25 protein-coding genes are annotated in these 23,980 nt (G+C 72.5%); 9 read left to right on the top strand and 16 right to left on the bottom strand.

What is annotated here, in order from left to right; translation table 11 throughout:
- Nucleotides 1-350: 350 nt before the first annotated feature.
- The 5 genes from tatC to M2302_RS31645 form a co-directional block, all read right to left on the bottom strand.
- A complete protein-coding gene (gene tatC, locus M2302_RS31665; protein ID WP_280841468.1) occupies nt 351-1,304 on the bottom strand; it encodes a twin-arginine translocase subunit TatC in 954 nt (317 codons plus the stop codon).
- Nucleotides 1,305-1,322: 18 nt separating this feature from the next.
- Nucleotides 1,323-1,634, bottom strand: a complete 312-nt coding sequence (gene tatA, locus M2302_RS31660; protein ID WP_088962283.1) for a Sec-independent protein translocase subunit TatA — start codon at nt 1,632-1,634, stop codon at nt 1,323-1,325.
- 213 nt (nt 1,635-1,847) lie between these two features.
- Nucleotides 1,848-2,096, bottom strand: a complete 249-nt coding sequence (locus tag M2302_RS31655; RefSeq protein ID WP_280841467.1) for a hypothetical protein — start codon at nt 2,094-2,096, stop codon at nt 1,848-1,850.
- A gap of 10 nt (nt 2,097-2,106) precedes the next feature.
- Nucleotides 2,107-3,132, bottom strand: coding sequence for a YafY family protein (locus tag M2302_RS31650; RefSeq protein ID WP_280841466.1), 1,026 nt, complete (start codon nt 3,130-3,132; stop codon nt 2,107-2,109).
- Nucleotides 3,129-4,127, bottom strand: coding sequence for a WYL domain-containing protein (locus M2302_RS31645; protein WP_280841465.1), 999 nt, complete (start codon nt 4,125-4,127; stop codon nt 3,129-3,131). The genes M2302_RS31650 and M2302_RS31645 overlap by 4 nt, the downstream gene beginning before the upstream one ends.
- Before the next feature lie 115 nt (nt 4,128-4,242).
- Here M2302_RS31645 and M2302_RS31640 point away from each other — a divergent pair, with 115 nt between their 5' ends.
- Both M2302_RS31640 and M2302_RS31635 read left to right on the top strand, forming a co-directional pair.
- Nucleotides 4,243-5,313 (top strand): cation diffusion facilitator family transporter, encoded by a 1,071-nt coding sequence (locus tag M2302_RS31640; RefSeq protein WP_280841464.1) that lies wholly within the window; start codon nt 4,243-4,245, stop codon nt 5,311-5,313.
- Nucleotides 5,286-6,371 carry a DUF3866 family protein gene (locus M2302_RS31635; RefSeq protein WP_280841463.1) on the top strand — a complete coding sequence of 362 codons (1,086 nt, stop codon included), beginning with the start codon at nt 5,286-5,288 and terminating at the stop codon, nt 6,369-6,371. The genes M2302_RS31640 and M2302_RS31635 overlap by 28 nt, the downstream gene beginning before the upstream one ends.
- A gap of 37 nt (nt 6,372-6,408) precedes the next feature.
- Here the strand turns inward: M2302_RS31635 and M2302_RS31630 are convergent, their stop codons facing one another.
- The 4 genes from M2302_RS31630 to rfbA all read right to left on the bottom strand — a co-directional run bounded on the left by M2302_RS31630 (nt 6,409) and on the right by rfbA (nt 9,600).
- On the bottom strand, nt 6,409-6,603 hold the full coding sequence (locus M2302_RS31630; protein WP_154937302.1) for a hypothetical protein: 195 nt from the start codon (nt 6,601-6,603) through the stop codon (nt 6,409-6,411).
- Between the two features lie 59 nt (nt 6,604-6,662).
- Entirely contained in the window at nt 6,663-8,021 is a 1,359-nt protein-coding gene (gene pafA, locus M2302_RS31625) for a Pup--protein ligase (RefSeq protein WP_280841462.1), read from the bottom strand.
- Nucleotides 8,022-8,089: 68 nt separating this feature from the next.
- Complete coding sequence (rfbC, locus tag M2302_RS31620) at nt 8,090-8,713, bottom strand: dTDP-4-dehydrorhamnose 3,5-epimerase (RefSeq protein ID WP_280841461.1); 624 nt, start codon at nt 8,711-8,713, stop codon at nt 8,090-8,092.
- Nucleotides 8,713-9,600, bottom strand: a complete 888-nt coding sequence (gene rfbA / locus M2302_RS31615) for a glucose-1-phosphate thymidylyltransferase RfbA (RefSeq protein ID WP_210776249.1) — start codon at nt 9,598-9,600, stop codon at nt 8,713-8,715. Before rfbA ends, rfbC begins: the two co-directional genes overlap by 1 nt.
- Nucleotides 9,601-9,688: 88 nt before the next feature.
- On the opposite strand from rfbA, the gene rfbB reads away from it, so the two are divergent.
- The 6 genes from rfbB to M2302_RS31585 are packed head-to-tail and all read left to right on the top strand — an operon-like array spanning nt 9,689 to nt 14,983.
- Nucleotides 9,689-10,690, top strand: coding sequence for a dTDP-glucose 4,6-dehydratase (gene rfbB, locus M2302_RS31610; protein WP_280841460.1), 1,002 nt, complete (start codon nt 9,689-9,691; stop codon nt 10,688-10,690).
- Complete coding sequence (gene rfbD, locus M2302_RS31605) at nt 10,687-11,574, top strand: dTDP-4-dehydrorhamnose reductase (protein ID WP_280841459.1); 888 nt, start codon at nt 10,687-10,689, stop codon at nt 11,572-11,574. Before rfbB ends, rfbD begins: the two co-directional genes overlap by 4 nt.
- On the top strand, nt 11,571-11,957 hold the full coding sequence (locus tag M2302_RS31600) for a DUF2304 domain-containing protein (protein WP_280841458.1): 387 nt from the start codon (nt 11,571-11,573) through the stop codon (nt 11,955-11,957). The genes rfbD and M2302_RS31600 overlap by 4 nt, the downstream gene beginning before the upstream one ends.
- Entirely contained in the window at nt 11,950-12,651 is a 702-nt protein-coding gene (locus M2302_RS31595) for a glycosyltransferase family 2 protein (protein ID WP_280841457.1), read from the top strand. Before M2302_RS31600 ends, M2302_RS31595 begins: the two co-directional genes overlap by 8 nt.
- On the top strand, nt 12,648-13,958 hold the full coding sequence (locus M2302_RS31590; protein WP_280841456.1) for a polysaccharide biosynthesis protein: 1,311 nt from the start codon (nt 12,648-12,650) through the stop codon (nt 13,956-13,958). Before M2302_RS31595 ends, M2302_RS31590 begins: the two co-directional genes overlap by 4 nt.
- Complete coding sequence (locus tag M2302_RS31585; RefSeq protein ID WP_280841455.1) at nt 13,955-14,983, top strand: glycosyltransferase family 2 protein; 1,029 nt, start codon at nt 13,955-13,957, stop codon at nt 14,981-14,983. Before M2302_RS31590 ends, M2302_RS31585 begins: the two co-directional genes overlap by 4 nt.
- A 415-nt stretch (nt 14,984-15,398) precedes the next feature.
- On the opposite strand, the gene prcA is transcribed toward M2302_RS31585, so the two are convergent.
- The 7 genes from prcA to arc form a co-directional block, all read right to left on the bottom strand.
- Nucleotides 15,399-16,232: a proteasome subunit alpha gene (gene prcA, locus M2302_RS31580; protein WP_280841454.1), complete on the bottom strand. Its 834-nt coding sequence runs from the start codon at nt 16,230-16,232 to the stop codon at nt 15,399-15,401.
- Nucleotides 16,233-16,293: 61 nt separating this feature from the next.
- Nucleotides 16,294-17,133 (bottom strand): proteasome subunit beta, encoded by an 840-nt coding sequence (prcB, locus tag M2302_RS31575; RefSeq protein WP_280841453.1) that lies wholly within the window; start codon nt 17,131-17,133, stop codon nt 16,294-16,296.
- The gene (locus tag M2302_RS31570) at nt 17,052-17,510 is read right to left on the bottom strand and encodes an endonuclease domain-containing protein (protein ID WP_280841470.1); all 459 of its coding nucleotides are present in this window, start codon (nt 17,508-17,510) and stop codon (nt 17,052-17,054) included. The genes prcB and M2302_RS31570 overlap by 82 nt, the downstream gene beginning before the upstream one ends.
- Before the next feature lie 5 nt (nt 17,511-17,515).
- A complete protein-coding gene (locus M2302_RS31565) occupies nt 17,516-17,731 on the bottom strand; it encodes a ubiquitin-like protein Pup (RefSeq protein WP_074477166.1) in 216 nt (71 codons plus the stop codon).
- A 106-nt stretch (nt 17,732-17,837) separates the two neighbouring features.
- Nucleotides 17,838-19,355 (bottom strand): depupylase/deamidase Dop, encoded by a 1,518-nt coding sequence (dop, locus tag M2302_RS31560; RefSeq protein ID WP_348529482.1) that lies wholly within the window; start codon nt 19,353-19,355, stop codon nt 17,838-17,840.
- A gap of 58 nt (nt 19,356-19,413) precedes the next feature.
- Entirely contained in the window at nt 19,414-21,483 is a 2,070-nt protein-coding gene (locus tag M2302_RS31555; RefSeq protein WP_280841452.1) for a hypothetical protein, read from the bottom strand.
- A gap of 149 nt (nt 21,484-21,632) precedes the next feature.
- Nucleotides 21,633-23,414: a proteasome ATPase gene (arc, locus tag M2302_RS31550; RefSeq protein WP_280841451.1), complete on the bottom strand. Its 1,782-nt coding sequence runs from the start codon at nt 23,412-23,414 to the stop codon at nt 21,633-21,635.
- A gap of 177 nt (nt 23,415-23,591) precedes the next feature.
- Here arc and M2302_RS31545 point away from each other — a divergent pair, with 177 nt between their 5' ends.
- Nucleotides 23,592-23,888, top strand: coding sequence for a ferredoxin (locus M2302_RS31545; RefSeq protein ID WP_091106683.1), 297 nt, complete (start codon nt 23,592-23,594; stop codon nt 23,886-23,888).
- The last annotated feature ends 92 nt before the right edge of the window (nt 23,889-23,980 follow it).

Below are 23,980 nucleotides of genomic sequence, written 5' to 3'. Positions count from 1 at the left end.
GAAACACCGGCGCCGCTGGCCGGGCGTGACCCGCACAGCGACACGCGCGGTGCGGTACACGACCCGCTCCGCGGCGGGATCCCGACGGCGAGGCACAAACCGAAGCCAACACCACCCCTACGACATTCTCCCAACCCGACCCAACCCGGCCAACGTTCATGGACACGGAACTAGCCCCGATCAGGACGTTCCCGCCGGCTGGGGTCCCGACAGGGGCGCCACCCATGCCTGTCTCCACCCGTCGCCGCTCCCTGACCTCCCGCCGGCTTCGTCGTTCGGCGGGGATGACGCGGCGGCGCCGCCCCGGCAGGCGGAGGCGGCGCCGTGGACAACCCGGGGCGCAGAGGCCCTCAGGTCATGTCGTCGAAGCGGCGGTCGATCGGGGCGGGCGCGGCGACCGGCGCGGGCGCGCCGACCGGCCCGGAGAAGTCCACCCGCGCGGACGCCTCGACCGGCTCGGGGTCCAGCTCCAGCGGCGACACCTCGTCGTCGCTGAGGTCGGAGTAGCTCTCCTTGCCCCGACTCCGCCGCTTGTCGTTGATGAAGGCCACCCCGACCGCGGCGAAGTAGAGCGCGCAGAGGCAGATCGCCAACGCCGTCATGCCGAACGGGTCGGGGGTCGGCGTGACCACCGCCGAGAAGGCGAAGAACACGAAGACCGCCACCCGCCACCAGCTAAGCAGCTTCCGCGCGCTGGCCAGGCCGACGAAGTTGAGCATCAGCACGATCAACGGGAACTCGAACGCCACCCCGAACAGCAGGATCAGGTTGGTGACGAACGAGATGTACCGGGTGACCTCCAGCGTCGTGGAGATGTCGTCACCCGAGACGTCGAGCAGGAACTCCAGGCCCTTGGTGGTAACGAAGAACGCCAGCACCGCACCGGCCGCGAAGAGCGGCGCGGCGAGCGCCGTGAAGACGTAGGCGTACCGCCGCTCGTTGCGGTGCAGGCCCGGCGCGATGAAGGCCCAGAGCTGATAGAGCCAGACCGGTGCCGCGATGATCAGCCCGACCCAGAGGCCGATCTTCAGGTTCAGCAGGAAGACATCGGCCACACCGAGCTGGACGAACTTGCACAGCCCGGTCTCGGGGTCCTTCGCCTGTGGCAGGTCACAGTAGGGCTTGGACAACAGCTCCCGGACCGGCGTCGCCAGCCAGATGCCGAAGCCGAAGCCGACCAGGATCGCCAGCGAGGCGCGGAAGAGACGGTTGCGGAGTTCACGGACGTGCTCCATGAGGGTCATGGAGCCGTCGGCGGCCCGTTCGAAATCGCTCGGGCCGCGCTTGCGAAGCGCGAAGGCCACGGTGCTCGGGCCCTTCGGTCAGTTGTCGCGGACGCGCTGCACCGGGTCGACCGGCGGGGCGACCGGCTGCTGCGGGGCCTGCTGCGGGGCGTACTGCTGCTGCGCGTACGGCTGCTGACCCGCGTGCGGCGGCAGCGGCTGGTAGCCGGCCTGCGCGTCGGCCTTCTCGGCCAGGTCGCGGTCGTCGTCCTGCAGGCTCTTGGTCTCCGCCTTGATGATCCGCAGCGAGCGGCCCAGCGAGCGGGCCGCGTCGGGGAGCCGCTTCGCGCCGAAGAGCAGGATCAGCACGACCACGAGTACGGCGATGTGCCACGGCTTGAGGGCACCCATGGGAAGCTCCAGTCGCTCTGTGTCGAAGGGTGTGTCGCAGCCCATCGTACGTGCGCCGAGAGCCGTTGCCACCCGCCGGGCCGCTGGTGACGCGTCCGGCCGGTGAAGTCTTGACCACCCTCGCGTGTCCCGTCAACCACCTGGGGACGTCCATCCGTGCGCGAAAGGCACCCGGATCGCGCAGCCGACGCGCGGTTCACCGACCGGGGTCGATCACTTACCCCGCTTGGCCTTGATCAGCTCCACCCGCTGCTGGGTCGTCTCGACCTGCCGCTGGAGTGTCTCGGCCCGCTCGGAGAGCGCCTCGGCGGCCTCGCGCAGGGCGTCCGCGTCGGCCTGGCGTCGCTGCAGCGCCACCGCCGCCCGACGCAGCCGGGGCAGCCGCGCCAGCACCGGCCGGACCGCGAGGGCCAGCACGACGAGTGCGAACAGCACCACCGCGAGAACGATCCACTTCACCACGGCGGTCAGCCTACTGGGTGACGGCCCCCACCGCCGGGTCGGCCGACGGCGCGTTGTCGCCCACCGGCGTCCCGTACGCCTCCAGCGCGGCGAGCGCCTGCGCCCGCACCTGATCGGCCAGCTCGGCCGGGGCCACCACGGTGACGTCCGGCCCCAGCCCGAGCACGAACCGGCGGGCCCAGCCCAGGTCGGTCACCCGCAGCGAGACCAGCCACTGGTCGCCGTCGCCGGCCTCCACCCGCTCGCACGGGTAGTACTCGGTGATCCACCGCTCGCCCCGACCGATCCGCAGGGTGATCAGCGGCAGGTCCGGCGAGGGGTGGAACACCCCGTCGGTGAGGTCGTGCGGGCGCGCCTGCGGCGGCACCACCGCCGGCTCGTCCAGCTCGGCGATCGCGTCGATCCGGTCGGCCCGGAACAGCCGGACCGCCTCGGCCCGGCGGCACCACGCCTCCACGTACGCCCGGCCGCCGACCATCAGCATCCGCAGCGGGTCGATGGTGCGCTCGCTGGTCTCGTCCCGCGCCGCCGTGTAGTAGGTGATCCGCAGCGCCCGGCCGCCCTCGACCGCCGAGCGCAGCGCCTCGACCTGCCGGGTGTCCCCGGGCAGCCGCACCGCCACCGGCGCGCCGACCAGGTCGCCGGCCGCGTTCTCGATCTTCGCCAGGGCCCGTTCCACGGCCTCCCGGTTGGCCACCCCGGGCGTCTCCGCGAGCATCCGCAGCGCCACCACCAGGGCCAGCGCCTCGTCCGGGGTCAACCGCAGCGGCCGGTCGATGCCGGCGTCGTAGGTGATGGTGACCCGGTCGCCGTCGAAGGCCATGTCGATCAGGTCACCCGGGCCGTAGCCCGGCAGCCCGCAGACCCAGAGCAGCTCCAGGTCCTCGCGCAGCTGCCGCTCGGTGACGCCCAGGTCGCCGGCCGCCTCGGCGATCTCGATGCCGGGGCGGGCGAGCAGGTAGGGCACCAGGTTGAGCAGCCGGGCCAGTCGGTCGGCGGAGGTGCGGGAGCCGCTCCGGGCGGCCGGCCGGGTCACCGGGGGCCTCCGGCCACGGCCAGGTCGTCCTGCCGGACGGCGATCTCCTTGAGCCGTTGGATCACCGCGTCGCGCACCTCCGGCGGTTCCAGCACCCGCACGTCCGGGCCGTACCCGACGAGGTGGCCGGCGAGGGAGTCCGGGTCGGCGTACGGCAGGACCAGCCGGTCTCCGTCCGGACCCGGCAGGGTCTGCACGGCCCAGCGCCGCAGGCCGGCGGCGCGCCCCGGGGCGGCCAGCACGGTGGCCCGGCCGGTGCGCTCGACCGGCCCGGACCAGCGGGCCACGTGGCTGATCAGATCGACCCCGACGGGTGGCTCGTACCCGCCGGGCTCGCCGGTCACCCGCACCGCGCCCACCACCCGGGAGAGCCGGAAGCAGCGGGTGGCGTCCCGGTCCAGGTCGTGGCCGACCACGTACCAGCGGCCGCGCCAGCAGACCACGCCCCACGGCTGCAACCGGCGGCGGGTCGGCGCGTCCCGGTCGGGCACCCGGTAGTCGAAGCCGACCTCGCGCCGGTCCCGCGCGGCGGCGGTCAGCGGCGCGAACGCCGGATCGACCGTGACCATCGGCTCCAGGCCCAGGGTGGCCTGCGGGTCCACGTCGACGCCGGCCGCGCGCAGCTTCGCCAGCCCGGAGGAGGCGGCCGCAGCCAGCCCGGCGTGCTGCCAGAGCCGCGCGGCGATGCCCACCGCCGCGGCCTCGTCGGGCTCCAGGGGGATCTCCGGCAGCGCGTACTCCCGGTGGGCGATCCGGTAGCCGGGCTCGGCGTCGAAGGCGCTGGCCGTGCCGGTCTCCAGCGGCACGCCCAGCTCACGCAGCTCGGCCTTGTCCCGCTCGAACTTGCGCTGGAACGCCTCGTGCTCCTTGGCGTCGTCCGGATCGTGCTCGTAACCGGGCACGGTCGCGGCGATCTGCGCGGCGGTCAGGAACCGTCGCGTGGAGAGAAGACAGATCACCAGGTTGACCAGGCGTTCGGTACGGCTCCGCGACACGATGTGAACGCTAGCAGCCCGCGCGCCGCGGCCGTGCACCCGCGCGGGCGCGGCGCGCGGCGCACTGCCGCCGGTCACCGGACGGCGGCGGCCCGACCGCCCTAGGGTGAGGCGCATGTCGGAGGGCCAGGTAAAGGCCGAGAGCGTCGGCACGGTCGTGGTGGCGGGCGCGGCGAACCTCGCCATCGCGGTGGCCAAGCTGGTCGCCGGCCTGATCTCCGGCTCCGCGGCGATGCTCTCCGAGGCCGCCCACTCGGTCGCCGACACCACCACCGAGGTGCTGCTCTACCTGGCGCTGCGCCGGGGCGCGCGGCCCGCCGACACCCGGCACCCCTTCGGGTACGGCAAGGAGAGCTACGTCTGGGCGTTCCTCGCCGCGCTGTTCACCTTCGTCGCCGGGGCGGGCTTCGCCATCACGCACGGCGTGACCACCATCCTGGTGCACCGGCACAGCGGGGACTACCTCGTCTCCTACCTGGTGCTGGGGGTGTCCTTCGTCATCGAGTCGGTCTCGCTGATCCGGGCGGGGCGCCAGGTGCGCAACGAGTCGCGCCGCTGGCGGACCAGCCCGCGCCGGTTCCTGCGGCTGACCGCCGACACCACCGTCAAGGCGGTGTTCCTGGAGGACAGCGCCGCCCTGGTCGGCCTGCTCCTCGCCGCCGTCGGGCTGGGCCTGTCCCACCTCACCGGCGACGAGCTGTGGGACGGACTCGCCTCGATCGGGATCGGTCTGCTGCTGCTGGTGGTGGCGACCATCCTGGCCTGGAGCAACCTGTCGCTGCTGGTCGGCCGGTCCGTGCCGGAGCGGCTGCACCGCGAGATCGAGCGGGAACTGGCCGGCCTGCCGGCGGTCGACCGGGTCGACACGTTGATGACCATGCTGCTCGGCCCGGAGGAGATCCTGGTCGCCGCCAAGGTCGACTTCCACGACGAGGCCACCGGCGCCGACATCGAGGCTGCCGCCGACGAGGCCGAGCGCCGGCTCATCGACCGCTACCCGGAGTTCCGGTTCGTGTTCCTCGATCCCACCCGCTCGATGCCCGGCACCCGACGGGCGGCGGGCCCGGCGTACCCAGGACCAGGAGCAGGACCACCGGCGGCCCGGCCCGCCCTGACCCGGGCGCGGCGCCGCCGCCGGGCGCGGATAGCGTGCCCGGCATGGTGCGATGGCGGTCCGGAACGGTGACGGCGGTACGACGGCGGTGGGCCGGCGCGGTGGAACTCGACGTCGACCTGCCCGACGGCGGCGCCCTGCGCGCCCTGGCGTACCCCGCCCTGGTCGGCGACCCGGTGCCCGGCGACCGGGTGCTGCTCAACGCCGGCGCCCTGCTGATGGGGCTGGGCACCGGCGGCTACGCCCTGGTCGTGGCGCTGCCCGACCGGCTGCCGCCGGACCCGCCGCAGGCCGGCGACACCCGCGACGCCGGCCACCTGGTCAAGGCCCGCTACACCCCGTTGCAGGCGATCATGCTCGGGGTGGACGAGGAGGCGTCGGAGCACCACGAGCTGCTGGCCCGGGCGGAGAGCCTGGACGGGCTGCCCGTGGTCACCGCCGACCTGCACTCGGCGCTGCCGGCGATCCTGGCCGGCGTACGCGCCGACTCCCCCGACGCCCGGGTGGCGTACCTGCTCACCGACGGGGGTGCGCTGCCGGCCTGGTTCTCCCGAACGCTGGACGGGCTGCGCGGGGAGCTGGTGGGCACGGTCAGCGTCGGGCAGGCGTTCGGCGGCGACCTGGAGGCCACCACCCTGCACAGCGGCCTGCTGGCCGCCCGGCACGTGCTCCGCGCCGACGTGGCGATCGTCGCCCAGGGCCCGGGCAACCTGGGCACCGGGACCACCTGGGGCTTCTCCGGGGTCGCCGTCGGCGAGGCGGTCAACGCCGTCGCCACCCTCGGCGGCCGGCCGGTCGGCTCGCTGCGGATCTCCGAGGCCGACCCGCGCTCCCGGCACCGCGGGGTCTCCCACCACAGCCTGACCGCGTACGGCCGGGTCGCCCTCGCCCCGGCGGACCTCGTCGTACCGGACGGCCTGGCCGCGGCGCTGGCGGCGGAGGTGGACGCCGCGCTGGCCCCCCTCGCGGGGCGGCACACCCTGGTCCGGGTGCCCACCGACGGCCTGGACGCGGCGCTGCGCGCCCTGCCGGTGACGCTGTCCACGATGGGCCGGGGCCTGGACGCCGACCACGCCTACTTCCTGGCGGCGGCCGCCGCCGGCCGGCACGCGGCCCGCCTGGCGGCCTGACCGCCCCGGCTCAGCCCGGCACGTCGGCGGCGCGGGATCAGCCGACGAGGAAGATCAGTGCCAGCCAACCACCGACGATGGCGATCAGCGCGACCGCGAGCACCCAGGTCGGCACGGTGTACTCGCCGCGGCGGTTGCGCTCGATCTCGGCGCGGATCTTCTCCCGGCGCCGTTCGACCCAGTTCAGCTTCTCGGTGCCGCGATCGCGGTCGGAGGGTGAGGAAGTGTTCATCGCGACGCCAGCGTACCGGTGCGTCGGCGGCCGGTGCCCGGCACCGGCCGCCGACGTCCTCACATGCTGGCGATCAGGCGTTCCACCCGCTCGTCGTACGCCCGGAACGGGTCCTTGCAGAGCACGGTGCGCTGCGCCTGGTCGTTGAGCTTCAGGTGCACCCAGTCGACGGTGAAGTCGCGCCGCTTCTCCTGGGCGTGCCGGATGAACTCGCCGCGCAGCCGGGCCCGGGTGGTCTGCGGCGGGGTCTCCTTCGCCTCGAAGATCTCCGGGTCGGTGGCCACCCGGTCGACCTGCCCGCGCCGCTCCAGCAGCCCGTAGAGGCCCCGGCCGCGCCGCAGGTCGTGGTAGGCCAGGTCCATCTGGGCCACCCGGGGGTGCGACAGCGGCAGGTCGTGCTTGCGCTGGTAGCGCTCGATCAGCCGCAGCTTGGTCACCCAGTCGATCTCGCGGGCCACCGGGTCCAGGTCGCCGCTCTCCACCGCGCTGAGCACCCGGCCCCACAGCTCCACCACCCGCTTGGCCGTCTGGTCGCCGCCCCGGCGCTCGACGAACTCGGTCGCCTTGGTCAGGTACTCATGCTGGATCTCCAGCGCGCTGACCTCCTTGCCGGAGGCCAGCCGGACCTTGCGCCGGCCGGTGATGTCGTGCGACACCTCTCGGATGGCCCGGATCGGGTTCTCCAGCGTCAGGTCGCGCATCACCACCCCGGCCTCGATCATCCGCAGCACGATGTCGGCGCTGCCCACCTTGAGCAGCGTGGTGACCTCGTTCATGTTCGAGTCACCGACGATCACGTGCAGACGGCGGTACCGCTCGGCGTCCGCGTGCGGCTCGTCGCGGGTGTTGATGATCGGACGGCTGCGGGTGGTCGCCGAGGAGACGCCCTCCCAGATGTGCTCCGCCCGCTGCGACAGGCAGTACACCGCGCCGCGCGGGGTCTGCAGCACCTTGCCGGCGCCGCAGATCAGCTGGCGGGTGACCAGGAACGGGATGAGCACGTCGGCCAGCCGGCCGAACTCCCCGTGCCGGGAGACCAGGTAGTTCTCGTGGCAGCCGTACGAGTTGCCGGCCGAGTCGGTGTTGTTCTTGAACAGGTAGATCTCACCGGCGATGCCCTCGTCGTGCAGCCGCTTCTCGGCGTCGACGAGCAGCCCCTCCAGGATCCGCTCGCCGGCCCGGTCGTGGGCCACCAGGTCCACCACCGAGTCGCACTCCGGAGTGGCGTACTCCGGGTGCGAGCCGACGTCCAGGTAGAGCCGGGCACCGTTGCGCAGGAACACGTTGCTGGACCGGCCCCACGACACGACGCGGCGGAAGAGGTACCGGGCGACCTCGTCAGGGGACAGCCGACGCTGCCCGCGGTAGGTACAGGTGACGCCGTACTCGGTCTCGAGGCCGAAGATTCGCCGCTCCATGCTGTGACATTAGCCGCCCGGAGGCCCCGTTCGTCACTGTCACCGCACAGGTCGTGCTCTCCGGTCGATCACATACCGTCCGAGTACGACATTCCGTCCGGCCGCAGGCTCGCCGTGAACGCCCGGCAGGCGTCGTACTCCGGCAGCAGGCCGGACTCGCGGGCCTGCGCCAGCGTCGGCGCGGCGGCGTCCCGGGCGGAGAGCTGCGGGGCCTCGGCCGGCCACTCGATGGCCAGGTCGGCGTCGAGCGGGTGCACCGCGTGCTCGCCGGTCGGGTTGTAGGTCGTCGAGCAGAGGTAGCTCAGCGTCGCGTCGTCGGTCAGCGCGCAGAAGCCGTGCCCCAGCCCCTCGCTGAGGTAGACCGCGCGCCGGTCGACGTCGTCGAGCCGGACGCCCTCCCACCGGCCGAACGTCGGCGAGCCGACCCGCAGGTCCACGATCACGTCCAGCACCGCGCCGCGCACGCAGGTGACGTACTTGGCCTGGCCCGGGGGCACGTCGGCGAAGTGGATGCCGCGCACCACGCCGCGCGCGGAGACCGAGAGGTTGGCCTGGGCCAGCCGCAGCGGATGCCCGACCGCCTCGGCGAGGCGGTCGAAGCGGTACCACTCCATGAACAGCCCGCGCGGGTCGCCGTGCTGCTGCGGGCTGATCTCCCAGGCGCCCTCGATACCCAGCTGCCGGATCTTCATCAGCGGGCCACCGCCTCGCCGTGCTTCTCGGCCAGCAGGCCGAGCAGGTAGTCGCCGTAACCACTCTTGGTCAGCGGCTCGGCCAGCGCGCGCAGCTGGTCGTCGTCGATCAGGCCGGCCCGCCAGGCCACCTCCTCGACGCAGCCGATCTTCATGCCCTGGCGCTCCTCGATCACCCGGACGAACTCGCCGGCCTGCATCATCGAGGCGAAGGTGCCGGTGTCCAGCCAGGCGGTGCCCCGGTCCAGCACGGTCACCGACAGCTCCCCGGCCTCCCGGTACGCCTCGTTGACCGCGGTGATCTCCAGCTCGCCCCGGGCGCTGGGCTTGAGGTCGCGGGCGATGCCCACCACCCGGTTGTCGTAGAAGTACAGGCCCGGCACCGCGTACCGGGACTTCGGCTTCTCCGGCTTCTCCTCGATCGACAGCACCTTGCCCTCGTCGTCGAAGTCGACCACGCCGTACGCCTCCGGGTTGGCCACCGGGTACGCGAACACCCGCCCGCCGACCGGGTCGCCGTGCGCGGCGAGCTGCCGGCCCAGGCCCGCGCCGTGGAAGATGTTGTCGCCCAGGATCAGCGCCACCGACTCGTCGCCGATGAAGTCCGCGCCGAGGACGAACGCCTGCGCGATGCCCTCCGGGCGGGCCTGGGTGACGTACTCCAGCCGCAGGCCCCACTGGCTGCCGTCACCGAGCAGCCGCTCGAACTGGGACTGGTCCTCCGGCGTCGTGATCACCAGGATCTCCCGCACCCCGGACATCACCAGCGTCGACAGCGGGTAGTAGACCATCGGCTTGTCGAAGATCGGCATCAGCTGCTTGGAGACCGCCCGGGTGATCGGCCAGAGCCGCGAACCGGTGCCACCAGCGAGAAGGATTCCACGCACCCGGGGAGACTACCTGCACCGGCGTCAAACGGACACCGGGGTCGCCGTCCCCCGGGGTCCGCGAGGATTCGCGTACACTTCCGGACCCGTGAGGATTCTCGTCACCGGCGGAGCCGGATTCATCGGGTCGGAGTACGTACGGATGCTGCTGGGCGTGCCCGGCGGCGACGCTGCCGGGGTGCCCGCCGTGGAGCCCGCCGCGGTGACCGTGCTGGACAAGTTGACCTACTCGGGCAACCTGAACAACCTCGCCCCGGTGCGCGAGGACGCCCGGCTGCGCTTCGTGCAGGGCGACATCTGCGACCCGGTCCTGGTCGACCAGGTCGTCGCCGATCACGACGTGATCGTGCACTTCGCCGCCGAATCGCACGTCGACCGCTCGATCGCCGGCGCCGCGCCGTTCGTCACCACCAACGTGCTGGGCACCCAGACGCTGCTGGACGCCGCGCTGCGGCACGGCACCGGCCGCTTCGTGCACGTCTCCACCGACGAGGTGTACGGCTCGATCGACGAGGGCTCCTGGACGGAGACCTGGCCACTGGCCCCGAACTCCCCGTACTCGGCCTCCAAGGCCGGCTCGGACCTGCTCGCCCTGGCCTACCACCGCACCCACGGCATGGACGTGGTGGTCACCCGCTGCTCCAACAACTACGGGCCGTACCAGTTCCCGGAGAAGGTCATCCCGCTGTTCGTGACCAACCTGCTCGACGGCGGCACCGTCCCGCTCTACGGCGACGGCGGCAACGTCCGCGACTGGCTGCACGTGCACGACCACTGCCGGGGCATCGCCCTGGTGCAGCAGAAGGGCCGCGCCGGCGAGGTCTACAACATCGGCGGCGGCACCGAGCTGAGCAACAAGGAGCTCACCGGCCGGCTGCTCGAGGCGTGCGGCGCCGGCTGGGACCGGGTGGTCCCGGTCGCCGACCGCAAGGGCCACGACCGCCGCTACTCGCTGGACATCAGCAAGATCAGCGCCGAGCTGGGGTACGCCCCGAGCATCGACCTCGACCGCGGCCTGGCCGAGACGGTGCAGTGGTACCGGGACAACCGGGCCTGGTGGGAGCCGCTGAAGGCGACCAAGGCCGCATGAGCCGAATGCTCGTCACCGGCGCGGGCGGGATGCTCGGCCGGGACCTGCTGGCCGTGCTCGCGACCCGGCCGGACCTGAAGGTGACCGCCGCCACCCGCGCCGAGCTGGACATCACCGACGCCGAGGCCGTCCACGCCGCCGTGGCCGGCCACGACGTGGTGTTCAACACCGCCGCGTGGACCGACGTCGACGGCGCGGAGCGGGACGAGGCGGCCGCCACCGCGGTCAACGGCGACGCGGTCGCGCACCTCGCGCGGGCCTGCGCCGCCACCGGCGCGCGGCTGCTGCACGTCTCCACCGACTACGTCTTCCCCGGCGACGCCGAGCAGCCGTACGCCGAGGACGCGCCCACCGACCCGGTCAACGCGTACGGCCGCAGCAAGCTGGCCGGGGAGCGGGCCGTGGCCCGATTCCTCCCGGAAACCGGCTACGTCGTCCGTACCGCGTGGCTCTACGGCGCGCACGGGCCGAACTTCGTGGCCACCATGCTCCGCCTCGCCGAGCAGCGCGAGCAGCTCGACGTGGTTGACGACCAGCAGGGCCAGCCCACCTGGTCGTATGCGCTGGCCACCCAGCTGGTGGCGCTGGCCGACGCGGCGCTGGCCGGCCGCGCCCCGGCCGGGGTCTACCACGGCACCTGCTCCGGCCGGACCACCTGGTGCGGCCTGGCCCGCGCCACCTTCACCCTGGCCGGGCTCGACCCGGAGCGGGTGAGACCCACCACTAGCGACCGGTTTCCGCGTCCGGCCGCCCGACCGGCGTACAGTGTGCTAGGGCACGACCGCTGGGCGGCCGCAGGTCTTCCGCCGCTGCCGGACTGGCGTGACACGCTGTCCGACGCCTTCGACTCCCCCACTCCACCCGCCCCGTGGAAGGTCGCATGAAGCTCACCCTGGTCACCGGTCTGACCGGCCTGCTCCTGCTGGTCACCATCGTCGAGCTGCTGCGCCGCCGGCAGCTCCGCGAGAAGTACGGCATGCTCTGGCTGGCCGTACTCCTGATCGTCATTCCACTGTCGCTGTTCCCCCGCCTGCTCGACAACGTGGCCGGCTTCCTCGGGGTGGTCTCCGGCGTCAGCCTCGTGCTCTTCCTCGGCATCGTCTTCCTGCTGCTGGTGTGCGTGCACCTCAGCTGGGAGGTCAGCGCCCTGGAGGAGGAGACCCGCACCCTGGCCGAAGACTTCGCCCTGCTCCGTGCCCAGGTCGACGCCGACCGCGCGGCCCGCACCGAATCAGCCCGAGATGAACTGGTGTCCCACGATGGTTAACGGCAAGCGCGTTCTGATCATCATCCCCGCGCTCAACGAGTCCGGCTCGATCGCCGACGTCGTCGGCGAGGTCCGCGGCGAACTGCCCGGCGTCGACGTGCTGGTGGTCGACGACGGCTCCACCGACCGCACCGCCGCGGTGGCCGCCGCCGCCGGCGCGCGGGTCGCCAAGCTGCCGTACAACCTCGGCGTCGGCGGGGCCATGCGGCTCGGCTACCGGTACGCCCGGGACAACGACTACGACGTCGCCATCCAGATCGACGCCGACGGCCAGCACGACCCGCGCTACGTGCCGAAGCTCGTCGACCTGCTCGACGACACCGACCTGGTGATCGGCGCCCGGTTCGCCGGCGAGGGCGACTACAGCGTCCGCGGCCCCCGCCGCTGGGCCATGGTCATGCTCTCCGCCGTGCTCTCCAAGGTCGCCAAGACCAAGCTCACCGACACCACGTCCGGCTTCCGCGCCGCCAACCGGCGGGTGATCGAGATGTTCGCCGGCTGGTACCCGGCCGAGTACCTCGGCGACACCGTCGAGACGCTGGTGCACACCGCCCGGCGCGGCTACAAGATCCGGCAGGTGCCGGTGGCCATGCGCAAGCGGATGGCCGGCACGCCCAGCCACTCCCCCGCCAAGGCGATGATCTACCTCGGTCGCGCGTTCGCGGTACTCACGCTGGCGCTCATCCGCCGGTGATCCGGCGGCTGCTCCACCTCGTCCCGCCCGGCACCCTCGCCGTGGGTGCCGGGCTGGCCCTGCTCGGGCTGGCCTCCTACGTCCACCTCGCGGTGGCCGGGCACAGCCTCACCGAGGCCGACTACAACACCCTGTCGGTGCTCTGGGCGATCGTCTTCACCCTCGGCATCGGCGTGTTCATGCCCGTCGAACAGGAGGTCGCCCGGGTCGTCGCCGCCCGCCGCAGCCAGGGACTGCCGCCCGGCCCCGTGCTGGCCCGCGGTGCCGTCCTCGCCGCCGGGGTGCTCGCCGCGATGATCGTGGTGATCCTCGCCGCGCACGGGCCGCTCACCGACCGGCTCTTCGCCGGCGACGCCGCCATGGTCACCGTGCTGATCGGCGCGCTCGTCGCCATGGCCGTCGCCTACACCACCCGCGGCGTCCTCTCCGGCCTGCAACTCTTCCCCTGGTACGGCACCCAGCTCGGCGTCGACGGCGGACTGCGGATCGCCATGGTCGCCGTGCTCGGGCTCACCGGCGTCACCTCACCCCTGTGGTACGGGCTGGTGCTGGTGATCGCCCCACTGGCCGGCGTCCTGCTCACCCTGCCGCCGGTGCTGCGTGCCGCCGGCGGCGGCGTACCGGTCGCCTGGGGCGCGCTGCTGCGCGGCCTCGGCCTGCTCACCGTCTCCAGCCTGCTCTCCCAGGTCGTGGTGAACGTCGGCGTGATCAACGTACGGCTGCTCGACCCGTCCGACGTCGCCACCGCCGGAGCGCTGCTCTCCGCGCTGGTGCTGGTACGCATCCCGCTGTTCGTCTTCGCCTCCCTGCAGGCGTCGCTGCTGCCCGGCCTGGCCACCTCCGCCACCACCGGCGACCTGCGCGGCTTCCACAGCCTGCTGCGCCGGGCGCTCGGCATCGTCACCGCGCTCGGCGTCCTCGGCGCAATCGGCGCGATCGCCCTCGGCCCCTGGCTGGTGGGCACCCTGTTCGACGCCGCCGACGTGCTCGGCCACGGCGACTTCGCCTGGCTGGCCGTGGCCACCCTGGCCTACCTGTGGGCGATGGTCCTCGGCCAGGCGCTGCTCGCCCTCGACCGGCACCGCGCCCAGGCCCTCGCCTGGACCGTCGGCGTGGCCGCCCTGATCGTCGTGACCCTCACCCCGGCGTCAGTGGCGCTCCGCGTCGAGCTGGCCTACACCGTCGGCTCCGTCGTGGTGGCCGCCGCCATGGCGCTGCTGCTGCGCCGCCAGTCCCGCCCCACCCCGACCCCGACCCGGTCCCTCGACGACGCCCTGGCGACCGGAGTATCCGGAGGCATCCGATGACCCGCCCGCAGGTGACCGCGGTGATGCTGGCCTACGGCGCCGAGCCGTACCTGGTCGACGCCGCCCGGGCCGTGCTGGACAGCACCGACGTCGACATCGACCTGATCGTGGTCGACAACGGCTGCACCGGCGACGGCATCGACGTCGTCAAGGGCTTGTCCGGCGTCCGGGTGATCCGCCCCGAGGAGAACACCGGCTACTCCGGCGGCTGCCGGGTCGGCGCCGCCGAGGCCACCGGCGAGTGGCTGGCCTTCGTCAACAGCGACGCCATTGTCGCCCCCGACGCCCTGGCCAAGGTCGTCGCCGTGGCCGGCGAGCCGGGCGTGGGCGCCGCCATGGCCTCCATCCGCCTCGCCGACAGCCCGGAGCTGATCAACACCTCCGGCAACCCGCTGCACTTCACCGGGCTGTCCTGGGCCGGCGGCAACGGCGAACCGGCCAGCGCCCACGCCGTCCGCACCACCGTGCCGTCGCTCAGCGGCTGCTGCTTCGTCATCAACCGGGCGCTGTGGCGGGAGCTGGACGGCTTCGCCGCCGAGTACTTCGCCTACCACGAGGACACCGAGCTCAGCCTGCGCCTCTGGCAGCGCGGGCTCCGGCTGGAGTACGTCCCGGACGCCGTCGTCCGGCACCACTACGAGTTCTCCCGCAACGCCCTCAAGCTCTACCTGGTCGAGCGCAACCGGCTGGTCACGCTGCTCACCGCGTACGAGACCCGGACGCTGGTGGTGCTCGCCCCGGTCCTGCTGCTCACCGAGGTGGCCATGCTCGCCGCCGCGCTCGCCGGCGGCTGGGTCAAGCAGAAGTTCCGCGGCTGGGGCTGGCTCTGGACCAACCGGGCCTGGCTGAAGTCGCGCCGCCGGCAGCTCCAGGACGAGCGGATCGTGCCCGACGGGGTCATCGCCGAGCTGATGACTGCCCGGGTCGCCCCATCGAACATCGACTCGCCCCCCGGCATGGGCGTCTTCAACGCCATCGCCGCCGGCTACTGGGCCCTGGCCAAGCCGCTACTGCGCAAGCGCTGACCGTTCCGACGGTGCACGGCCGTCCGGCAGGCGCCGGGCGGCCGTCGCCGTATCCGTGCCCCGGGCACCCCGCCGGACACGCCCCGAGGCGCGTCCCGGCGCCGCGCCGGCCGACCCCGAACGAACCCCGGCCGACCCGAACGAACCCCGGCCGACCGACGGGGCGTACCGACGCCGCGACGGCGTCCCGCGGCCGCCTCGGGCGTCCACGTGGCGCTGCACTTTCACGGAAAGAGTGGCTATTCCGCGCGGAGTAGCCACTCTTTCCGTGAAAGTGCTTGGGCCGGGCCGGGCGCGGGTGCGCGGGGGCCGGGTGCGGTCGGACTCGGCGGCGGGTTCCGCGGCGCGGCGGCCCGCGCGGAGCCGGACATGCTGCGGCGGCCGGGGACATCCCCGGCCCCCGACGCAGGTACCGCTACGCCTCCGGCGTCTCCTCCGGCTGACCCTCCAGGTCCGCCGAGGCGGCCGAGGTGGTCGGCTTGTGCGCCTCCTCCGTCGGCACCGTCGGCGTCTTCGCCCGGCCCCCGGCCGGCGCGGCGTCGCCCGCCGCGTCCCCGTCGAGCAGCGCGGTCAGCGCCGCCCCGGTGACCCGCCGGAAGGTACGCCCCACCCGGCGCCGGTCCAGGACCGCCACCTCCAGCTGGTTGGCGGCGATCGTCCGGGCGGCCCCACCCTCACCGCCGACGCTGCTCAGCGCCTGCACGGCCGCCCGCACCGCCTCGCTCAACGACATCTCCGGCCGGTGCTGCGCCTTCAACACCCCGGTGATCGCCTCGGCCTGACCGCCCATCGCCATCCGGCCCGGCTCGTCGTTGACCGAACCGTCGTAGGTGATCCGGTACAGCTCGTCGTCCTCGGCGGTGGCACCCACCTGCGCGACGCAGATCTCCACCTCGAACGGCTTGGACTGCTCGGTGAAGATCGAGCCCAGCGTCTGCGCGAACGCGTTCGCCAGCGCCCGGCCGGTGACGTCGCGCCGGTCGTAGCTCAGGCCGTTCAGGTCGGCCATCCGCACACCGGCCCGGCGCAGGTTCTCGAACTCGTTGTAACGGCCGACCGCGGCGAAGCCGATCCGGTCGTAGATCTCGCTGACCTTGTGCAGGGCGCTGGAGAGGTTCTCCGCGACGAAGAGCACCCCACCCGCATAGCTCAGGACCACCGCGCTGCGACCCCGGGCGACGCCCTTACGGGCCAGCTCGGAGCGGTCGCGCATGATCTGCTCGGGCGAGGCGTAGAACTGCATGGCCACGGCGGCGGTTCTCCTTCGGGCGCTGTGCTGACGACTGCTGACTGTGAGGTGGGAGCGGGCCTCAGCCGCCCGGGTTCTCCATCCGCGCGGCCACGACCGCCTCGGCGATCGCCGCCGTCTCGGCGTCGGTGAGCCGGTGGGTGCCGTCGGCCGTCGCCGTCATCACCACCGGGTAGATCCGCCGGGTCAGGTCCGGGCCGCCGGTGGCGGTGTCGTCGTCCGCGGCGTCGTAGAGCGCCTCGACGGCGAGCCGGACCGCGTCGTCCAGGGAGATCCCGGGGCGGAAGCGCTTCTTCAGGGCGGACTTGGCGAAGAGCGAGCCCGAGCCGATCGCGTCGTAGCCGGTCTCCCCGTAGGGGCCGCCGGTGACGTCGAAGCTGAAGATCCGGCCGGCCGTCGCCGGGTCCGTCGCGGCCAGGTCGAAGCCGGCGAAGAGCGGCACGACCGCGAGCCCCTGCATGGCCGCGCCCAGGTTGCCGCGGATCATCGAGGCGAGCCGGTTGGCCTTGCCGTCGAGCGAGAGCATCGCGCCCTCGATCTTCTCGTAGTGCTCCAGCTCCACCTGGAACAGTCGCATCAGCTCGATGCCGATGCCGGCCGTGCCCGCGATGCCGACCAGCGAGTACGCGTCGGCCGGGTGCACCTTCTCGATGTCGCGCTGGGCGATCAGGTTGCCCATGGTGGCCCGCCGGTCGCCGGCCATCACCACGCCACCGGTGGCCGAGATGGCCACGATGGTCGTCGCGTGCGGCGCCAGGTCGGCGGCCATGCCCGGCGGCAGCGGCCGTCGGCCGGGCAGCATCTCGGGGGCCACCCTGCTCAGGAACGAGGTGAAGGAGGACGTCCCCGCGTTGGTGAACACATCTGGTAGACGCCCGGATGGATCAAAGCCCGCTGCCACGTGGTTCCTCTCAGGTACGTGATCGCCCTGGCCAGCCTCGTGGGACTGTCACGGAACTGGCCAAGACCACCGTTGCGGTTGAAGCAGAGTATCCCGCGCACCCATCCGGTGCGATGATCGTGGTCCAGGTGTTGCGGGTCGGCGCCGCCGCAGATCCCCGAACACCACTTGAGACCCTCGGCGACCGGCACCGGAGACCTCTTCTGCGGGCCGATGCCTGGCCCGCGGCGGCTCGCCTCCGACCGGGCGGTCGCGCGGGCCTTGCCGAGGAAGGCCAGCCCGTCCACCCGTCGGCGGTCGTGGTGGAACTCAGTGAGGGGAAGTGCCCGCTTGCCCTGCGGGCACACCTTGTCCGACCCGCTCGGGGAATCGGACATATGGCTCACTGGCCCCCTTTTTGCACGTAACCCCTCACGAACTCTTCTGCGTTCTCCTCGAGGACGGAGTCGATCTCGTCGAGCAGGTCGTCGACGTCCTCGGTGATCTCGGCGTGCCGCTCGGCGACCTCCGGGTTCGCCTCGGTGGTGACGTCCTCGATCTCCTCGCCCTGACGGGCCTTGCCCGACTGCGACTGCCCGCCGCTGTCACGAGTGGCCATGGCTGCCTCCTCCACGATCGTCTGCGATGAACTTACCTCGCCTGAGCGACGAAAAGCCCGCCGCGCGCCGGCTCGCGGCACCCGACGGGCGTACGTCGGCGGCCGGTCAGCCGCCGGTGAGCGTCTCCAGCAGGTCCTTGGCGCTCGCGCACCGGTCGAACAGCGCGCCGACGTGCGCGCGGGTGCCCCGTTCCGGCTCCATCATCGGTACCCGGACCAGCGATTCCCGGCCGACGTCGAAGATCACCGAGTCCCAGCTGGCGGCCACCACCTCGGAGGCGTACTGGGCCAGGCAGCGGCCCCGGAAGTAGGCGCGGGTGTCCTCCGGCGGCTGGACCATCGCGGTGCGGGTCTGCTCGTCGTCGAGCAGCGTCTTCATCGACCCGCGGGACACCAGCCGGTGGTAGAGGCCCTTCTCCGGGCGCACGTCGGAGTACTGCAGGTCGACCAGTTGGAGCTTGTGCGAGCCCCAGGCGAGCTTCTCCCGCTCCCGGTAGCCCTCCAGCAGCCGCAGCTTGGCCACCCAGTCCAGCTCGTCGGCGCAGAGGAACGCGTCGCGGCCGAGCCGGTCCAGCACGCTCTCCCACCGGTCCAGCACGTCCGTGGTCTGCTCGTCGACGTCGTCGCCGTACCGGTCGTCGACAAAGGACCGGACCCGGTCCAGGTACGCCCACTGGACGTCGAGGGCGGTCAGCCGGCGGCCGTCGCGCATCCGCATCAGGTGCTTCAGCGACGGGTCGTGGCTGACCGCGCGCAGTTCGCTGACCGGGTCGGCGATGCCCAGGTCGGCGCCGAGCGCCTTCTCCTCGATCATGGTGAGGATCAGCGCGGTGGTGCCGAGCTTGAGGTAGGTGGAGATCTCCGAGAGGTTGGCGTCGCCGATGATGACGTGCAGCCGCCGGTACTTGTCGGCGTCGGCGTGCGGCTCGTCCCGGGTGTTGATGATGGGCCGCTTGAGGGTGGTTTCCAGGCCGACCTCGACCTCGAAGAAGTCGGCCCGCTGGGAGATCTGGAAGCCGCTCTGGCCGCCGTCCTGGCCGATGCCGACCCGGCCGGCGCCGCAGACGATCTGCCGGGTGACGAAGAACGGCGTCAGGTACGCCACGATGTCGGCGAACGGGGTCTGCCGGCGCATGAGGTAGTTCTCGTGCGCGCCGTAGCTGGCGCCCTTGTTGTCGGTGTTGTTCTTGTAGAGGTGGATCGGGTGGGTGCCCGGGATGGTGGCGGCGCGGCGGGCCGCCTCGGCCATCACCCGCTCGCCCGCCTTGTCCCAGCGCACCAGGTCCAGCGGGTTGGTGACCTCGGGGGTGGAGTACTCGGGGTGGGCGTGGTCGACGTAGAGCCGCGCGCCGTTGGTGAGTATCACGTTGGCCAGGCCGAGGTCCTCGTCGGCGAGCGCCTCGGCGGGGTCGTACGCGGCTCCGGAGTAGGTGAAGCCGCGGGCGTCGCGCAGTGGCGACTCCTCCTCGTAGTCCCACCGGGCCCGGCCGCCCCGGTTGAGTTCGGGGCGCGCTCCGTAGGCGTTGACCACCTGGGAGGAGGTGACCATCGGGTTGGCTCCGGCCTGGCCGGGCACGGAGATCCCGTACTCGACCTCGGTGCCCATGATCCGTCTTACGCTCATCGACCTACCCGCTTCGCTCGCCCGACCCGGTCCCCCGTCACGTCGAGCGTAGTCCGCCTCAGGGCGTAGGGGGGCACGCCGGCACAGGCGGCGCGGGTGTCGCGGGTGGGGCGCCGGGCACGGGGGGCGGCTCGGAGGGGAGCACGTCGCACTCGGGAACGGTGAGGGATACGAAGCTGACCCGGTGCCGCAGTGACGGGTCCGTCCTGATCAGCCGCTGGACCCGGCGTTCGGCGCGGGGATCGGCGGTGATGAAGCGGATCGGCCCGGAGACCCGCCGGACGATCTGGTCGGTGCGTTCGGGTTCGAGGAAGTCCAGGTTGTATACGCCGGGTTCGGTGCGCGCGGTGGTGCCGTGCAGGGCGTCGACGCAGAGGGTCTCGACGTAGCCCCGGTAGGGGCCGCGGTCGAGGACGATGGTGGTGGTGTCGGGCAGGTCGGGGTACCGCTGCGCGGCGGCGGCGCAGACCCACGCCTCTTTGGACGGCAGGTGCAGATCCTGGTGCACCCACCGTTGCGTCCAGGTCCGCTCGTTGGCGACGAGCAGGCTGGGGTGCCAGCCGGTGACGCCGCAGAGCGTCACGGCGACGGCCATGACGACGACGCCGGTGAGCACGCCGGCGACGGTGGTCGCGACGCCGCGCGGCGACCGGCCGGGCCGGGGTACGGGCAGCAGCCGGACCACTGCGGCGGCGCCGACGACGAGCAGCGCGGTGGCCAGGTGGGTGGACTTGATGAAGTAGTAGCCGGGCTCGACGCCGGAGGTGGTGTTGTACCGGGCGATGCCGAGCGGCAGGGCGACGCCGATGGCGGCGACGAGCAGCCAGCGCCGCCAGGTGGGGTCGGCGCGGCGGACCTGGACGAGCAGGGCCACCCCGACGATGCCGCCGAGCCAGATGAGGGCGCGCCAGGCTTCGGTGCGGGCCTCGATGCCGCCGTTGACGGCCAGCGCCTCGGTTTGCTTGGCGCGCAGCACGCCGAGCAGCGGGGCGATCAGGGCGAGGGGGGCGGTGAGGAGGCCGACGGCGAGCACGGTGGGCCAGCGGCGCAGCGCCTCCCGCCGGTGGCCGAGCACCCAGCAGAGCACCAGCACGGCGGCGGGCGGGAGGAACAGGTAGTAGGTGAAGCCGATGGCGACGAGCAGCGCGGCGAGCAGGACGACCTGTTCGCGGGTGTTGGCGAGTGGCCGGCCGACCAGCGCGGCGAGGAGCACGGTGAGGGCGAGCCCGAGGATCTCGGTCGGGTAGCCGGAGACGATCAGGCGGGGCAGTTGGGTGCCGAGGATCAGGGCGCCGACGACGACGGTGAGCACGATGCGGTGCATCGGGTGGACGGGTCCGGCGATGCGGTGCGCGGCCCAGAGCACCACCAGCACGAGGAGTCCGAAGCTGGCCATGAGCCAGCCGGCGTAGTGGTCGACGGCGGCGGGGCCGCGGGGCGCGGCGCCGACGGGGGTGAGGAAGCCGTCGAGCAGGGCGGTGACCAGGTGCCAGCCCTGGGGGTAGTAGAGCAGTTGGGAGAGGATCTGGTCCTTGGCGGCGGCGGGGTCGACGAAGGCGTAGCCGCCGAGGCGGCCGACGACGTCGAAGAGGGCCAGGTGCCGCCAGTTGTCCTCGCCGCGGCCGAGGATGGTCAACTGGTCGGCGAGGTCGGTGGCGCGCTGCCAGGGCGCGGAGAGGTACGTGAGCATCGCGGCGGTGCCGGCGACGGGGAACAGGTCGACCCAGCCGGGGCGCGGCAGGCGGGGGCGTCGGCGCAGCCCGGCGGCGGCGAGGACGACCGCGGTGAGGGCGAGGCCGGTCAGCGGCACGGGCCGCATGCCCCAGGGCCAGACGGCGAAGAGCAGTCCGCCGGCGGTGGCCGCGCCGAGCAGCAGGGCGAGCGCGAGCACCAGCCGGTCGAGCAGGGTACGGCCGCCGCGCAGCACGCTGGCGGTGGCGAGCAGTACGAGCGGCGGCAGCAGCCAGCCGCCGTGCAGGGCGTGCGTTGCGGCGGGTACGGCCCAGGCCGCCACGAGCGCCGCGAGCACGACCGGGACCCGTCGCCAGGGGCGCCGGGTCGGGGCGGGCGGGTGCGCGTCCTCGACCGCCGTGGTGGGCGGGTCAACGACGGTGACCTCGGACGACACGAAGCTCCTCGGACGGTCGATGGCGGTGTGCGAAGTCTACCGACGAGTCCGGCATTCCACTCCCTGGGGACGCATCGCCCAGGTGAACGTGTCGTGACATGCGAGGAAGCCCCGCGGCGCGGGCGCCGCGGGGCTTCGTCGTCGTCCGGTCAGAGGTACTGGCCGGTGTTGCTGGCGGTCTCGATGGACCGGCCGGCCTCGGCGCCCTTGCCGCCGGAGACGAGCGTGCGGATGTAGACGATCCGCTCGCCCTTCTTGCCGGAGATCCGGGCCCAGTCGTCCGGGTTGGTGGTGTTGGGCAGGTCCTCGTTCTCGCGGAACTCGTCGACGCAGGCGTCGAGCAGGTGCTGCAGGCGCAGGCCCTTGCGTCCGGAGGTGAGGAACTCCTTGATCGCCATCTTCTTGCCGCGGTCGACGATGTTCTGGATCATGGCGCCGGAGTTGAAGTCCTTGAAGTAGAGGACTTCCTTGTCGCCGTTGGCGTAGGTCACCTCGAGGAAGCGGTTCTCCTCGGTCTCGGAGTACATCCGGAGCACGACCGCGTCGATCATCGCTGCCACGGTGGCCTGCGGGTCACTGCCGTGCTCGGCGAGGTCGTCCGGGTGCAGGGGCAGCCCGGAGAGGATGTACTTGGAGAAGATGTCCTTGGCCGCCTCGGCGTCCGGACGCTCGATCTTGATCTTCACGTCGAGCCGGCCGGGGCGCAGGATGGCCGGGTCGATCATGTCCTCCCGGTTGGAGGCGCCGATCACGATGACGTTCTCCAGCCCCTCCACACCGTCGATCTCGCTGAGCAGCTGCGGGACGATGGTGTTCTCGACGTCGGAGGAGACACCGGAGCCACGGGTGCGGAAGACGGAGTCCATCTCGTCGAAGAAGACGATGACGGGGGTGCCCTCGCCGGCCTTCTCCCGGGCCCGCTGGAAGATCAGCCGAATGTGCCGCTCGGTCTCGCCGACGTACTTGTTGAGCAGCTCGGGGCCCTTGATGTTGAGGAAGAAGCTGGTGTGCTTCTCCTCACCCCGGCGCTCGGCGATCTTCTTGGCCAGCGAGTTGGCCACCGCCTTGGCGATCAGCGTCTTGCCGCAGCCGGGCGGCCCGTAGAGCAGGATGCCCTTCGGCGGCCGGAGCTGGTGCTCGCGGAACAGGTCGGCGTGCAGGAAGGGCAGCTCCACCGCGTCGCGGATCTGCTCGATCTGCGACTGGAGGCCACCGATGTCGCCGTAGTCGACGTCGGGCACCTCCTCCAGGACGAGCTCCTCGACCTCGCTCTTCGGGATCCGCTCGTACGCGTACGCCGAGCGGGGTTCGATCATGAGCGAGTCGCCGGCCCGGATCGGCGAGCCGATCAGGGTCTCCGCGAGGTGCACGATGCGCTCCTCGTCGGAGTGCGAGACCACCAGCGCGCGGTCGCCGGTGCTGCCGTCGGGACCCGTGAGGATCTCCTTGAGCATCACCACCTCGCCGACCCGCTCGTAGCCGAAGGCGTCGACGATGTTGAGCGCGTCGTTGAGCAGGACCTCCTGGCCACGCCGCAGCTCGGCGGCGTCCAGCGAGGGCGAGACGGCGACCCGGAGCTTGCGTCCGCCGGTGAAGATGTCCACCGTGCCGTCGTCGTGCCGCGCGAGGAAGACGCCGTAGCCACTAGGTGGCTGCGCCAGCCGGTCGATCTCCTCCTTGAGCGTCACGATCTGCGCGCGAGCCTCCTTGAGGGTGCTCACGAGCCGGTCGTTGTTCTCGGTCAGCCGCGCCAACTGTGCCTGGGTGGCCGCCAGCCGCTCTTCGAGCTGCCGGACGTGTCGGGGGCTTTCGGTCAACTTGCGCCGCACCAGAGCGAGTTCCTCTTGCAGGAACGCGACCTGCGTGGAGAGATCGTGGGCTTCCTTTTCCCACCGTGCGGCGCGCGAGTCCGCGTCGTCGCTGCGTGCCACGTCCCACCTCCCCGGGGGGCTTGAACGTTCTGCCCTAACACTAGCCGCTATGAGCGCGATTCGGTCCTACGCAACGCCCTCGTCACCGAACCTTGATCGCCAAGGGTCGCCTCCGGGGCGGGTACGGGCGTTCAGGTACCGTCGGGGCGTGGGACGGGAGAACATGGGGGGTGCATCGTGGCGGAGGTCGTGACGGACCAGCTTCAGGTCTGGGTGGACCAGGATCTCTGCACGGGCGACGGGCTCTGCGTGCAGTACGCGCCGGAGGTCTTCGAGTTCGACGTCGACGGCCTGGCGTACGTCAAGGGCCCCGACGGCGAGCTGCGACTGGCCCCCGGCAGCCGGGTGGACGTGCCGGAGCACCTGCGCCTGGAGGTGATCGACTCGGCGAAGGAGTGCCCGGGCGAGTGCATCCACGTCGTGCGCGGCAGCGACGGCGTCGAGGTGGCCGGCCCGGAGGCCGAGGAGGACTGACCCGCCCGAGCGGGCACAGACGTTGCGGGGGGGGGGGGGGGGCGCGGGGGGGCCCCCCCCCCCCCCCCGCCCGGCGCGCCGCGCCCAGGACG

Origin of the sequence: Micromonospora sp. A200 (genome assembly GCF_029893845.1) — a bacterium.
Lineage (GTDB): Bacteria > Actinomycetota > Actinomycetes > Mycobacteriales > Micromonosporaceae > Micromonospora > Micromonospora purpureochromogenes.
This window is presented reverse-complemented; position numbering and strand designations above follow the sequence as displayed.

Bases quoted from the DNA above. Each gene is read 5' to 3' on its own strand.
- tatA (WP_088962283.1), bottom strand. From the start codon at position 1,634: ATGGGTGCCCTCAAGCCGTGGCACATCGCCGTACTCGTGGTCGTGCTG.
- M2302_RS31640 (WP_280841464.1), top strand. From the start codon at position 4,243: ATGTCGGAGGGCCAGGTAAAGGCCGAGAGCGTCGGCACGGTCGTGGTG.
- M2302_RS31635 (WP_280841463.1), top strand. From the start codon at position 5,286: ATGGTGCGATGGCGGTCCGGAACGGTGACGGCGGTACGACGGCGGTGG.
- M2302_RS31630 (WP_154937302.1), bottom strand. From the start codon at position 6,603: ATGAACACTTCCTCACCCTCCGACCGCGATCGCGGCACCGAGAAGCTG.
- pafA (WP_280841462.1), bottom strand. From the start codon at position 8,021: ATGGAGCGGCGAATCTTCGGCCTCGAGACCGAGTACGGCGTCACCTGT.
- rfbC (WP_280841461.1), bottom strand. From the start codon at position 8,713: ATGAAGATCCGGCAGCTGGGTATCGAGGGCGCCTGGGAGATCAGCCCG.
- rfbD (WP_280841459.1), top strand. From the start codon at position 10,687: ATGAGCCGAATGCTCGTCACCGGCGCGGGCGGGATGCTCGGCCGGGAC.
- M2302_RS31600 (WP_280841458.1), top strand. From the start codon at position 11,571: ATGAAGCTCACCCTGGTCACCGGTCTGACCGGCCTGCTCCTGCTGGTC.
- M2302_RS31595 (WP_280841457.1), top strand. From the start codon at position 11,950: ATGGTTAACGGCAAGCGCGTTCTGATCATCATCCCCGCGCTCAACGAG.
- M2302_RS31585 (WP_280841455.1), top strand. From the start codon at position 13,955: ATGACCCGCCCGCAGGTGACCGCGGTGATGCTGGCCTACGGCGCCGAG.
- M2302_RS31570 (WP_280841470.1), bottom strand. From the start codon at position 17,510: ATGTCCGATTCCCCGAGCGGGTCGGACAAGGTGTGCCCGCAGGGCAAG.
- M2302_RS31565 (WP_074477166.1), bottom strand. From the start codon at position 17,731: ATGGCCACTCGTGACAGCGGCGGGCAGTCGCAGTCGGGCAAGGCCCGT.
- dop (WP_348529482.1), bottom strand. From the start codon at position 19,355: ATGAGCGTAAGACGGATCATGGGCACCGAGGTCGAGTACGGGATCTCC.